The sequence below is a fragment of the Kitasatospora sp. NPDC051853 genome, from assembly GCF_044452665.1.
In the GTDB taxonomy this organism is placed as follows: domain Bacteria; phylum Actinomycetota; class Actinomycetes; order Streptomycetales; family Streptomycetaceae; genus Kitasatospora.
Genome location: NZ_JBITBY010000015.1, coordinates 62,334 through 74,928 on the forward strand (window position 1 = coordinate 62,334; position 12,595 = coordinate 74,928).

Annotated in this window: 10 protein-coding genes; 7 read left to right on the forward strand and 3 right to left on the reverse strand. The window is 73.8% G+C overall.

Annotated elements, in window-relative coordinates:
* Positions 1-39: 39 nt before the first annotated feature.
* Both ACIA8O_RS34230 and ACIA8O_RS34235 read left to right on the forward strand, forming a co-directional pair.
* Positions 40-606, forward strand: coding sequence for a TetR/AcrR family transcriptional regulator (locus ACIA8O_RS34230; RefSeq protein WP_396297924.1), 567 nt, complete (start codon positions 40-42; stop codon positions 604-606).
* Positions 607-932: 326 nt separating this feature from the next.
* The gene (locus ACIA8O_RS34235) at positions 933-1,211 is read left to right on the forward strand and encodes a hypothetical protein (protein WP_396297925.1); all 279 of its coding nucleotides are present in this window, start codon (positions 933-935) and stop codon (positions 1,209-1,211) included.
* Positions 1,212-1,316: 105 nt separating this feature from the next.
* Here the strand turns inward: ACIA8O_RS34235 and ACIA8O_RS34240 are convergent, their stop codons facing one another.
* Positions 1,317-2,474: an acyl-CoA dehydrogenase family protein gene (locus tag ACIA8O_RS34240; protein ID WP_396297926.1), complete on the reverse strand. Its 1,158-nt coding sequence runs from the start codon at positions 2,472-2,474 to the stop codon at positions 1,317-1,319.
* 196 nt (positions 2,475-2,670) lie between these two features.
* On the opposite strand from ACIA8O_RS34240, the gene ACIA8O_RS34245 reads away from it, so the two are divergent.
* Positions 2,671-3,939, forward strand: coding sequence for a TetR/AcrR family transcriptional regulator (locus ACIA8O_RS34245; protein WP_396297927.1), 1,269 nt, complete (start codon positions 2,671-2,673; stop codon positions 3,937-3,939).
* Here the strand turns inward: ACIA8O_RS34245 and ACIA8O_RS34250 are convergent.
* Positions 3,918-4,235 carry a hypothetical protein gene (locus ACIA8O_RS34250; RefSeq protein ID WP_345290976.1) on the reverse strand — a complete coding sequence of 106 codons (318 nt, stop codon included), beginning with the start codon at positions 4,233-4,235 and terminating at the stop codon, positions 3,918-3,920. The genes ACIA8O_RS34245 and ACIA8O_RS34250 overlap by 22 nt on opposite strands.
* Positions 4,236-4,553: 318 nt before the next feature.
* On the opposite strand from ACIA8O_RS34250, the gene ACIA8O_RS34255 reads away from it, so the two are divergent.
* Both ACIA8O_RS34255 and ACIA8O_RS34260 read left to right on the forward strand, forming a co-directional pair.
* Positions 4,554-6,446: an ATP-binding protein gene (locus ACIA8O_RS34255; protein WP_396297928.1), complete on the forward strand. Its 1,893-nt coding sequence runs from the start codon at positions 4,554-4,556 to the stop codon at positions 6,444-6,446.
* Positions 6,443-8,761: a hypothetical protein gene (locus tag ACIA8O_RS34260; RefSeq protein WP_396297929.1), complete on the forward strand. Its 2,319-nt coding sequence runs from the start codon at positions 6,443-6,445 to the stop codon at positions 8,759-8,761. The genes ACIA8O_RS34255 and ACIA8O_RS34260 overlap by 4 nt, the downstream gene beginning before the upstream one ends.
* A gap of 7 nt (positions 8,762-8,768) precedes the next feature.
* Here the strand turns inward: ACIA8O_RS34260 and ACIA8O_RS34265 are convergent, their stop codons facing one another.
* Complete coding sequence (locus ACIA8O_RS34265) at positions 8,769-9,755, reverse strand: cation diffusion facilitator family transporter (protein ID WP_396297930.1); 987 nt, start codon at positions 9,753-9,755, stop codon at positions 8,769-8,771.
* Positions 9,756-9,877: 122 nt separating this feature from the next.
* Between ACIA8O_RS34265 and ACIA8O_RS34270 the strand changes: the two genes are divergently transcribed.
* Together ACIA8O_RS34270 and ACIA8O_RS34275 are read left to right on the forward strand one after the other, a co-directional pair.
* Positions 9,878-10,516 carry a DedA family protein gene (locus tag ACIA8O_RS34270; RefSeq protein WP_396297931.1) on the forward strand — a complete coding sequence of 213 codons (639 nt, stop codon included), beginning with the start codon at positions 9,878-9,880 and terminating at the stop codon, positions 10,514-10,516.
* Between the two features lie 254 nt (positions 10,517-10,770).
* Positions 10,771-12,579: a threonine/serine exporter ThrE family protein gene (locus tag ACIA8O_RS34275; RefSeq protein ID WP_396297932.1), complete on the forward strand. Its 1,809-nt coding sequence runs from the start codon at positions 10,771-10,773 to the stop codon at positions 12,577-12,579.
* Positions 12,580-12,595 lie beyond the last annotated feature (16 nt).

Below are 12,595 nucleotides of genomic sequence, written 5' to 3' on the forward strand. Positions count from 1 at the left end.
GCAAGACATTCGTCTCGCCCCCGGCGTACGCTTCCGGGCATGGGAAATCGTGAGGACCTGCTCGACGGCGCCAAGCGCTGCCTCTCCGAGAAGGGCTACAGCCGCACCACCGCGCGGGACATCGCCACGGCGGCCGGCGTCAGCCTGGCCGCGATCGGCTACCACTTCGGCTCGAAGGAGGCGCTGCTCAACCAGGCGATGATGGAGGCCATCGGCGGCTGGGGCGACGCGGTCGAGGCCGCCGTCGCCGGGGCCCAGGGCACACCGCGGGAGCGCTTCGTCGCCGCGTGGGACGGCATCCGGGCGACGATGACCGAGTACCACGGGCTCTGGGCCGCGCAGTTCGAGGTGATCGCGCGGATGGACGACCTGCCCGAGGTCCGCGAGGAGTTCACCAAGGTCCAGCGGCTGGCCCGGCTGGAGATCGCCCGCATGATCGGCGGCGAACGGGCCCCCGAGAGCGAGGACGAGGTCGTCCTCGGCGCCTTCTACCAGGCCCTCCTGGCCGGCGTGGTCACCCAGTGGCTGGTCGACCCCGCCCAGTCCCTGACGGGCGACCAGATGCTCCGTGGTCTGGAGCTCGCTGCAGGTCGGGTCCTGGGGTAGCGGCTGTGCCTCCGGGGGAGGCGGTTGCCCCGGGGCGTGGCGAGGAGCGTACGTGGTTACCCCGGGGGCGCGGGGCTCTGCTGATCTGCGGCTCCGCCGCGCGGGCGCGAGTCGGAAGGCGGCCCGGTGCGGCTGGCGTGAGTGGCTACGCCTCTGGGGGCGCGGGGAACTGCGCGAAGCGGAAGGCGGCTCACCTGCAACTGAGGGCACGTCAGCCAGTTGCAGGTGCTGCCGTTCCCCTGCGCGCAGTTCCCCGCGCCCCCGGTGTGACCACTGATGGCTGTACCGGCGTGCGGCCCGCAGGGGGCTGGCCGATGGTGGGTGCCATGGCGACGTATCAGAAGTTCATCGGCGGGTTCGAGGTCAACCGGGGCCTGCTGGCCACCGGGGTGGTGCTGACCGGTGTGGGTGCGCTGGTCGGCCTCGCGGGTACCGCGATGGTCGGGGCGGCGCTGCTCTCGGCCGGCCGCGGCTGGGTCCGGCAGCTGGAGACCCCGCCGGGGGAGCTGGCGCACCGCACCTTCGAGCAGGCCCGGGCCGCCTCGATGGCGGGCTGGGACGCCTGGCGCGCCGAGCACCCGCAGCACCCGGGCCAGCACAACTAGCTTGCACCGAAAGAGGATTGGGCAGCGGGCCGATGGGGGCGGCCCGCTGCCGTACGTCCGGCGGCGGAGGTGGGGGAAGCCGTCGGACGTGGTCGTGGCCGGCGGCTACAGGCCGAGCGACTTGGCGACGATGGTCCGCATGACCTCGCTGGTGCCGCCGTAGATCCGGAAGACCCGGTTGTCGGTGTAGAGCCGGGCGATCGGGTACTCCAGGATGTAGCCGTAACCCCCGTGCAGCTGGAGGCACTTGTCGATCACCTGGGAGGCCGACTCGGTGCAGAACAGCTTGGTCGCGGCGGCGTCCGCCACCGTCAGCTGCCCGTTCTGGTAGAGCTCCAGCGCCCGGTCGACCATCGACTCCTGGGCCAGTACCTGGGCCTGGCAGTCCGCCAGGCTGAACTTGGTGTTCTGGAACTCGGCCACCGCCTGCCCGAACACCTTGCGGTCCTTCACGTACTGCACCGCGAAGCGGACCGCCGCCGCCGAGGAGGCGTACGCGCCGACCGCGATGGCCAGCCGCTCCTGCACCAGGTTGTGGGTCAGGTAGCCGAAGGCCTTGCCCTCCTCACCGAGCAGGTCGCCGACCGGCACCTTGACGTCGGTGAAGGAGAGTTCGGCGGTGTCCGAGGTGCGCAGGCCGATCTTCTTCAGCTTGCGGCCGACGGCGTAGCCCTCCGAGGTGGTGTCCACGCAGAGGATGGAGAGCCCGGCCCGGCGGTCGGCCGGGTCGTAGGGGCTGGTGCGGCAGATGACCAGTACCAGGTCGGCGAGCACGCCGCCGGTGATGAAGGTCTTGGCGCCGTTCAGGACGTAGTGGGTGCCGTCCTCGGAGAGCCTGGCGGTGGTGGAGATGCCCGCGAGGTCGGAGCCGGCGCCCGGCTCGGTCATCGCGATGGCGGTCATGATGTCGCCGGAGACGAAGCCCGGCAGCCAGCGCTGCTTCTGCTCCTCGGTGGCGTACTCCAGCAGGTAGGGCAGCACCAGGCCGGTGTGCACGCCGGAGGAGCCGAAGGTGACGCCGGCCCGGGCGCACTCCTCGCTGACCACGGCCTGGTACTTGAAGCCGGTCTGGCCCGCGCCGCCGTACTCCTCCGGGACCTCGATGCCGTAGACGCCGAGCGCGCCGAGCTTGCGGTAGAAGTCGCGCGGCGGGTGGCCCTCGGCCTCCCAGCTCTCGTAGACCGGCACGACCTCCTTGGCGATGAAGTCCCGGATGGTCTCCCGGAAGGCCTCGTGGTCCTCGTCGAACACGGTGCGGCGCACGGCGGCGCTCCCTTCGTGGCGGCCCGGAGGCGGCTCTGATCGCGGCTCAAGTTAATCGGCGGTAGCTTCCGGTGTCCAGCACTTCCCCGCACCGTCCGTCCCGTGTTCGGGCTTCGGACGGGCCGTCAAGTGAATGGTTGCTACCCTGGCCGGGCGGTTCCGCGGAGGGCGTGGGAGCGGTCGGCGGGGGGCGAGGGTGGCGACGAGGCGGCCGCCGGGGCGGAAGGCGCAGATCCTGGCCGTCGCGGGGGAGCGGTTCCACCGGGACGGGTACCACCGGGTCTCGATGGCGGGGCTGGCCGGGGAGCTGGGCATCACCGCCCCCGCGCTCTACCGGCACGTGCCGGGCAAGTCCGAGCTGCTCCGCCAGGTGCTGGACGCCCAGCTGTCCGCCCTCCGGGAGGCCACCCGGAGCGTGTCCTCGGCGCCGGACGGTCCGGTCGCCCTGGCCGCCGCACTGGCCCCGGCCGCGATCGACCACCGGGTGCTGGGCACGCTCTGGCAGCGGGACGCCCGGCTCCTCCCGCCGGCCCAACGGGCCAGGCTGCGGCGCGAGTTGCGAACCGAGGTGACCGCCATGGCCACCGCCGTCCGCCGTGCGCGGCCCGAACTGACGCCCCCGGACGCCGCATTGCTCTGCTGGTCGGTGCTCTCCGCGCTCGGCGGGCTGTCGAACCACACCTTCGTGCTGCCCCGGCGCCGGTTCGAGCGGCTGCTCGGCGAGCTGATCGGTGCGGTGCTGGCGGCACCGCTGCCGCCACGACCCTCGCCGTCACCGCCGCCGTCGCCGCCACGCCCCTCGCCGTCGCAGCCGCCCCCCGGGTCCCGTCGGGAGGAGCTGCTGACCGCCGCGGTCGTCCTGTTCCACCGGTACGGCTTCGACAACGTGACCACCGACCGCCTGGGCGCGGCCGTCGGCATCGCCGGGCCGAGCGTCTACAAGCACTTCGGCACCAAGGCCGAGCTGCTGGCCGCCGCCCTGGAGCGCTGCCGGGAGCGGCTGCGGCGGGAGGTGTCCGCGCCGATGGCGGCGGGCCTCACCACGGCGGGCGGGCCGGGGGCCGCGCTGGCCGTCGGGCTCCGCGCGTACGTGGACTTCGCGCACCGGCACGGTGACCACCTGGGCGTGATGGTCAGCGAGACGGAGCGGCTGGCCCCGCCGGACCGGCGGGCGGCGGTCGCGTTCCGCCGCGACTTCCTGCGCACCTGGGTGGAGCTGCTCCGCGAGGTCCGGCCGGAGTACGGGCCGGCGGAGGCCCGGATCCGGGTGCACGCGATGTTCGCCCTGGTCAACGACGGGGTGCGCGGCGGCTGGGACAGGCCCGACCTGACGCAGTGTCTGGCCGATCTCGCCGGGGCGGTGTCGGGCCTGCCCGTCCTGGACATGACGCAGGGGCGGGCCCGGCCGGGCCCGCCCCTGCGGGGTCGTCAGGACGAGGTGGGTCAGTACAGCACGAACGGGTAGTACACCGAGTGCGTGAACGCGCCGTTGCCCTGGATCACGCCGATGCCGCCGGAGTTCCCGGCCACCCCGGCGCTGTTGTTCTGGTTCGCCGCGCCGGAGCCGGTCGCGGCCTGCTGGGTCGCGTTGCCGTTGCCGTTGACGCTGCCGACGATGTTCCCCGAGCCGGTGTTGCTCACCACGCTGCTGTTGGAGCCGTACGCGGCACCGGCGCCGTTGTCCGCGTGGGCGGTGCCGGCTCCGAGGAGCAGAATGGCGCCGAGGGCGGTGACGGTGGCGGCTGCGCGAATTCGGGACACGGTGGTCTCCCTGCTAACTGGTGCGAATGTGGCGCGCACGGGGTGGCCGCCCCGTAACGTGCCGGTGCCTGACGTCGCGTGACCAGCATTCCCCAGTCGGCCGATTGACTTCAATGGCCCCCGTGCCGGTTCGCCCGAACGAGTCACGAACGAGTCTCGGGCACACCCGGGTGGCAAATGCCGAAGGGAGTCGTTCCGTTTGATTTCCCCCCTCCTGACCTGCGGGTCCTCGCGGCGCTCCGAGGCCAACTCCGGGTCAGGTAACGGTAAAGCGAAAAACCTGGTAGGTGGATTGTCCGACTGGCAGACTTGGGCCTCATGTCGGAAGACCTTGAGCCCGGTCGGCAGCCGGAACGGAATCTGCGCACGACCGAGGTGGACCTGGGGGGACTGGTAGGAGTCCTGGCCACCCATCTCTACTCCACCCCCTTGGTGGCCCTTCGGGAACTCGTCCAGAACGCCCATGATTCGCACACCCGCAGGAGTTTGGAGGCGCCGGGCAGTACCGAGGGCGCGGTGATCAGGGTGGGTGCCGATCCGGCCCGCCGGACGATCTCCGTCGAGGACTCCGGAGCGGGCCTCACCGAACCGGAGATCCACGCCTACCTCGCCACGGTGGGCAGCGGATACACAAGACTGCTAAGAGAATTGACGGGTAGTCAGGAACTCATCGGCGCATTCGGACTCGGCTTCCTGTCCGCCTTCTCGATCGCCGACGAGGTCACCGTCACCACCACCTCGCACCGCGAGCCCGGCGTCGGCCACCGCTACGAGAGCCGCGGCGGCGAGCAGTACACCGTCGAGGCGGTGGCGCCGCGCCCCGCCCCGGGCACCGTGGTGGAGCTGCTGCTCAAGCCCGAACACGCCCGGCTGGCCGACGAGTACACCCTGCGCGAGGTGCTCACCCGGTACTGCGTGCTGCTGCCCGTCCCGGTCCTGGTCGGCGACGACCCGCGGCCGGTGAACGACGTCCCGGTGCCGTGGCGCCGGGAGGAGGAGCTCCCCGGCGAGGGGACGGAGGCCGCCCGGCTGCACTTCGCGGCCGGCTTCGGCCGCCGCTTCCCGCCGCTGGCCACCATGCCGGTCACCCCGGTGGACGGTGCGGCCGACGCCGTCGGCCTGCTCTGGGTGCAGGACGGCGGCAGCTACGGCTCCACCGACAACCGCGAACTCGCGGTCTACCTGCGCGGCATGCTGCTCTCCGAGGACGCCCGGGACCTGCTGCCCACCTGGGCCGGCTTCATCGGCGGCGTGATCGAGTCCGACCTGCTCACCCCGACCGCCAGCCGGGAGGACTTGCAGCGGGACGGGCACTACCGCGCGCTCCAGCAGGTGCTCGCCGACGCCATCGTGGACGGCCTCTACGAGACGGCCAGGCTCCACCCCGCCACCTGGCGGCGGATCCTGGCCCGGCACGGCCAGGAGCTGCTCGGTGCCGCGCTCTGCGACGAGCGCCTCTTCGCGCTGCTCGCCGACGACGTCCCGGTGCCCACCTCGCAGGGCGAGCTGACCGCCGGGGCGATACGGGCCGCCGGCGACGGCGCGGTGCACGTGGCGCTCGGCTCCGAGGGCGGCTTCGAGGAGATGCTCTACCGGGCCATGCAGGTGCCGATCGCCCGGGGCGACCGGTACGCGGTGCTGCCCTTCCTGCGCCGTTACGCCGGCCGGCGCGGCTGCCGACTGGTCGAGCTGGGCGGTGAGAGCGGCAACCGCGAGCTCTTCCGGGACCCCGAACAGCCGTTGGCCGCCGAGGAGTTCGGCTGGCTGACGGCGGCCCTGGCGGACCCCGGCGAGCAGCTGGTGCCGGCCCGCTTCGACCCGCCGGGGCTGCCCCTGGTGCTGGTGCCGGACCGCGAGGCCGAGCTGAAGGCGCGGCTGGAGGGCGAGCAGGCCGAGAGCCGCATCCCCTCCGCCGCGCTCCGGCTGGCCCGGGCCTTCACCGGCCGCACCGACGGCGATGTCCGGGCCCGGCTCTACCTCAACCTGTCCGCCCCGGCCGTCCGGCAGCTGCTGGCCGCCTACCGGGCCGGGCACACCGGCAGCGCCACGGCGGCCGGGCTGCTCCGCTCGCTCAAGGTCATCATGGCGGCGGCCTCCGGCTCCACCGCCGGCGACCTCACCGCCGCACTCGGCGGCATCGGCACCGCGGTGGCGGCGCTCACGGCCGACGTACCAGCCGCCGTACCGGCGGCCGAGGGGGAGGACGCATGACCACCGACATCTGGGCCTGGGTGCACGACAGCCACGCCCGCCTGGTGGAGGCCGGCCACCACCGGCTGGCCACCGCGCTGGCGGAGATCGCCGGCCACGCCGTCGAGGGCCGCAACGAGCAGCTGGACGCGGTCTTCCCGGAGGCGCTGGCCTCCGCCCGGGCGCTCGGCCTGCCCTGGGTGGAGGTCTTCCTGCGGCACTGGCGGCTGCAGAACCTGCTGAACAAGCGTCACCAGGGCGAGGCCGCCCTGGCCGAGGCGGTCTCCCTGCTGGAGTACGCCCACCGTCCGGAGACCGAGGGCTGCCCGCAGGCGGTCTGCGCCGTCCAGGACTTCACCATCTGCCACGCCAACATCGACGGTCCCGGCTACGTCGCCGAGCGGCTGGCGGTGCTGGACGAGGCGCTGGCCCGGGTGGAGCCGGCCCGGGCCTGCTTCGACTGCCTCTCCCGGGAGTACGCCGACACCCTGGAGGACGGCGGCCGCCCCGAGGAGGCGCTCGCCCACCTGGACCGCGCCCAGGCCCGCATCCTGGCGGCGGGCGAGCAGGCCTCGCTGGCCTTCGGCCACGGCCGGGCCTCCGCGCTGCACCGCCTCGGCCGCCACCAGGAGGCCCTGGAGGCCTACCGGGTGGCCGAGTTGGCGCAGGTGGCGGCCCGCCGCAGGCTGGACGAGGACGACCGCCGCAAGCTCGCGGTGGGCCGGGCCCTGGAGTACGCGGCGCTCGGCCGCCGGGAGGAGGCGCTGGCCCAGCTCCCGGACCTGGAGGAGGCGGAGGCCTACGCCGACATCCGGCTGCGCTGGGCGACGGCGGTCGAGCTGCTGGCCGGTGCCGGGGCCTACCCGAACGACACCGAGCTGGGGGTCCGGCTGGCCCACTGGGTCGGCTACCTGGACGCGGCCGGCTCCCACCGCCCCTGCCTGGACCTGCTGCTGACCGCCGGCCGGCTGGCCGTGGCGCGCGGCGCCCGGGAGGTGGCCCGCACCCTGGCCGCCACCGGTGAGCGCAAGCTCGCCCAACTGCGCAGCCCGGCCGGGGTGTCCCGGCAGGTGGCCGCCCTGCGGGCCGCCGCCGAGGCCCTCCCCGGGGCCGGACTCCCGGTGCCGATCGGGGAGTTGAAGCGGTGGATGGCCGACCACCCGGGCCAGGTGCCCGCCGAGCGGGCCGCCGACCTGCTGGCGGCCGCCCACGCCGCCGACCCGAAGGGCGGCCACCTGCCCGCCCTGGCCGGTGCGCTCGGTGCGCTCGGCCACGCCCGGGCGGCCGCCGCCCTGCTCTGGGAGCAGCTCGAACTCTCCCCGCAGGACGTCCTGTCGGCCCGTCAGCTGGCGGCCACCCTGATCGAGGCCGGGGACGGCGAGGGCATCCGGCGGTTGGCCGACCGGCTGGCCGCGGACAGTCCGGCCGAGGCGCAGTGGGTCCGGGCCCGCTGGGCCGCCGCCGAGGGACGCTGGGCCGAGGTGGCCGAACGCTGCGCCGCCGTGCTGGCCGAGGACCCGTCCCGCCCGGCCCCGCGCCGCCTCGGCGCGGCCGCCGCCACCCGGCTGGGCGACTACCCCACCGCGCAGCGGCTCTACCAGGAGCTGCTGGTCCTGCCGGACGGTGCGGACGACCCGCACCCGGAGGTTTGGCCCGCCGACCTCTGGCACCTGGTCACCGTCGCCACCGTCAACCGGGACTGGGCGGTGGTGCGGGCCGCCGGGGCGCAGCTGGGCCTGGAGTTCGAACGGGACGAGGGCCCGGTGGACGAGGACTGGCAGCTGGTCACCGTCCGGGCGCAGCGCAGCGACGGCACCCTGGCCGAGCTCCCCGCCGTGCGCACCGGCCCGGCCACCGCGCGCATCCTGCCGGTGCTCGGCGAGGACCTGACGCTCAACCACAACGACGTGGTGGTCTTCGGCCCGGCCGTGCGCAACCCGGGCCCGGACGCGGGCGGCACCTCCTGGCGGCCCGCCTTCGACCTGCTCGCCCTGCTCGACCCGGCCGGCTACACCACCTGGTGGCTGGACGGCGCCTGGCCCGGCGCGGCCGCCTGGACGGCGCTGCGGGACGCACTGGAGGCGGCCGGCTACGGGATCTGGGCGCACAACGGGGAGGGCTACCTGATCACCGATCCGGACGCCCCGGGCGGCACCCTGCCCGGGGTCTACGCGGCCCTCGGCGTCCCGCCGCTGGCCACTGCCGCCGAGGCGGACGCGGTGCTCACCACCCTCACCGCCCACTGGCCGCACCCGCTCAGCTGGCCCGAGCTGGCCACCGCCGCCGGGGCCGACCCGGGGCCGCACCTGGACACCGTCCGCCGCTACGGCCTCTGAGCCGTCGTCACTCCGGGGCCCGCTCCCGCCGCGCGGCGGGCCCCGGCGTGGGGTCGAGGAACACCCGCGTCACGGCCGGGAGCCCGGCCCGGACGGCGCGCTCGGCCGCGTCGCAGGCCAGCTCGACCTGGGTGGCGGTGGCCAGGTCGGAGAAGTCCACCTTGGCCGCCACCAGCACCTCGTCCGGGCCGTGCACGATGGTGACCAGCTCCAGCACGGCCTCCACGTGCGGCTGCCGGCGCAGCGTCTCCTCGATCCGGTCCTCCAGCGGCTGCGGCAGCGCCCGCCCGATCAGCAGCGAGGAGTTGTCCCGGGCCAGCACGTACGCGACCCAGGCCAGCAGCAGCCCGATCAGCAGCGAGGCGGTGCCGTCCCAGACCGGCGAGCCGGTCAGCTGGGCGCCGAGCAGCCCGCCGAAGGCGAGCAGCAGCCCGGCCAGCGCGGCCGAGTCCTCCAGGAAGACCGCCTTCACCGCGGTGTCCGGGGTGTGCCGCAGGTAGGTGGCGAGCCCGGCCCCGAACTTCCGCCCCTCGCCGCGCACCTGACGGTACGCCCGGCGCAGCGAGATCCCCTCCAGCACGAAGGCCACCGCGAGCACCACGTAGGAGAGCGTCGGGCTGCCCAGTTCCTCGCCGTACCGCAGGGTGTGGACGCCGTCGTGGACGGAGAAGACCGCGCCGCCGACGAAGGTGGCGAAGGAGGCGAGCAGCGCCCAGAGGTAGCGCTCGCGCCCGTAGCCGAAGGGGTGGGTGTCGTCGGCCGGGCGGGAGCCGCGCTTGATCGAGGCGAACAGCAGCAGTTCGGTGACGGTGTCGGCGAAGGAGTGCGCGGCCTCGGAGAGCATCGCGCTCGACCCGCTCAGCACCCCGGCCACCGCCTTGGCGGTGGCGATCCCGAGGTTGCACAGCCCGGCCACGACCACCGTGCCCAGGCTCTCCTGCTCCTCCGGCCCCTCCTGCCCCTGCTGCTGCTCCTCCTGCGGTGCGGTGCTCATGGGCGGTCATTTTGCCCGGTATGCCGGTTGTAGGCGGCTGTTCAAGACCTCTACTTGGCGAATGCTTTACCATTTCATTGCCAAGGTCCTACCTCCCGAACCTGCCCGAGGAGCCCCTGACCGTGACCAGCCTCGCCCTGGGCCCCTCCTGGCTCGATCCCGACCACCTGATATCGACCTTCGGCCTGCTCGGCATCCTGGTGATCGTCTTCGCCGAGTCGGGCCTGCTGATCGGCTTCTTCCTGCCGGGGGACTCACTGCTCTTCACCGCCGGCCTCCTGGTGGCCGACGGCACCTACCTCCAGCAGCCGCTCTGGCTGGTCTGCACCCTGATCGTGCTCGCGGCGGTGGCCGGCGACCAGGTCGGCTACCTCTTCGGCCGCAAGGTCGGGCCCAGCCTGTTCCGGCGGCCGGACTCCCGGCTGTTCAAGCAGGAGAACGTGGAGAAGGCCGCCGCCTTCTTCGACCGGCACGGCCCCAAGGCGATCGTGCTGGCCCGCTTCGTGCCGATCGTCCGGACCTTCACCCCGATCGTGGCCGGGGTGAGCCGGATGAACTACCGCACCTTCGTGGTCTACAACGTGGTCGGCGGCGTCCTCTGGGGCGCGGGCGTCACCGTCCTCGGCTACTTCCTCGGCCAGATCCCGTTCGTCCGGGAGAACATCGAGGCGATGCTGATCGGCATCGTCCTGCTCTCCGTCCTCCCCATCGGGGTCGAACTCCTCCGCGCCCGCCGCAAGCCGCGGCAGCCCGTGGCCTGACCGCCCGTCACCCCACAGCCCGGGTACGACGCACGGTGCTCACCCGTCGTACCCGCACGGCCCCCGGCCTTCTCCTGCCGGGGGCCGTTCTGCGTCGACCGCCGGCCCCCGGTACGCCCGGACCCCTCCCCTCCGGCGCTCCGATCAGGCACGATGTCCCCCCGGCCGACCGGGGGCGTTGTGCATCCGGACGTCCCATCAGGCAAGGTGGGAGCCACGATCAGCGTGCCGCACGGGGCGGCGGAGGAGGGGCAGTGCCGAAGCGGGGCCGGGGACGACCGGGCGGGGCCAAGAAGGTCAGGGGCGGCCGCCCCCAGCGGCCGGTGCCCAGGCGACCGGCCGCACCGAGGGACGCCCCGCCCACCGAGGGCCTGCTCGGCCCGGCCGCCCCGCCGGTCGAGCAGCCGCACGTCATCCCGCTGGCGCCCAGGCCGCAGCAGACCGAGGGCCTGCTCTCCCCGGCCGAGTCCACCGGCGAGCACGCCCTGCCCGGGGGCGGCTCCGACGACACCCTCACCCCCGAGGTCTGGCGCGCCGCCGCGATGGAACAGACCGTCGAGATCAACGTCCAGACGCTCCGTCAGGGCGCCCCCGGCCAGGCCCCCTGGCCGGACCGGATGCGCACCCTGCTCAAGACCCCGATGGCCGAGCGCCCCAAGTACGAGCGCACCCAGCCCGAGCAGAAGCCCGAGCCCGCGGCCGTCCGCAAGAACGTCCCCCGCGTCCTCGACCTCACCCTGCGCATCGGCGAGCTGCTGCTCGCCAGCGGCGAGGCCGCCGAGGACGTCGAGGCGGCGATGCTCGGCATCGCGCACGCCTTCGGGCTGGACCACTGCGAGCCGCAGGTCACCTTCACCCTGATCGGCATCTCCTACCAGCCCTCGCTGGTCGAGGCGCCGGTGACCGCCGACCGGGTGGTGCGCCGCCGCACCTCCGACTACACCCGGCTGGCCGCGGTCTACCGCCTGGTCTCGGACATCACCGCCGAGCACCTCACCGTCAACGACGCCTACCGCCGCCTCGCCGAGATCCGCCGCAACCGGCACCCGTACCCGGCCTGGCTGCTCGCACTGGCCACCGGACTGCTGGCCGGCGCGGCCACCTTCCTGGTCGGCGGCAAGCTGGACGCCAAGGGCTGGCTGGTCTTCGCCAACGCCTTCGTGGCCGCCGTGCTCGGCGACAAACTGGCCTCGGCGATCGCCCGGCGCGGACTGCCGGAGTTCTACCAGTTCGTCATCGCGGCGATGCCGGCCGCGGTCTCCGGGATCGTCCTGTCGCTCAACCACCTGGGCCTGCGCGGTTCGGTGGTGATCACCGGCGGCCTGTTCGCGCTGCTGCCCGGCCGGGCCCTGGTGGCCGCCGTGCAGGACGGCCTGACCGGCTTCTACATCACCGCCGCGGCCCGGCTGCTGGAGGTGCTCTACCTGGTCGCGGGCATCGTGATCGGCGTGATGCTGGTGCTCTACACCGGCTCCAAGTTCGACCCCAACCTCAACCCCAGCGAGAGCCTGATCGGGATCAGCGACCCGCCGATCCAGCTGGGCGCCGCGATGGTGCTCACGCTGGCCTTCGCGATGCTGCTCCAGACCAGGCGCAGAAACCTTCTTCCGGTGGTGCTCAACAGCGGCATCGGCTGGTCCACCTACGGCGTGCTGGCCTACAACGCCGGCGCCTCCCCGATCGTCGCCACCGGCGTGGCGGCCGGGGTGGTCGGCCTGTTCGGCCAGCTGATGGCCCGTTACAACGCGACCTCCTCGCTGCCCTACGTCACCGCCGCGATCGGCCCGCTGATGCCCGGTTCGGCGATCTACCTCGGCATGCTCGCCTTCACCCAGAACAACCCGGTCGGCGGTGTGGTCCAGGTCGGCCGGGCCGCCACCCTGGCCCTGGCCCTCGCGGTCGGGGTGAACCTCGGTGGCGAGGTCGCGCGTCTGACCATGAAGATGCCCAGCACCCTGGGCGGAGCGGGCGGCGTGCTGCGCGGCCCCGGCACGGCGGGCGAGCGGCTGGCCCCGTACCTGCTGGTGCCCCGCCGGGCCGCCAAACGCACCCGGGGCTTCTGACCTACCGTCAGGGGGC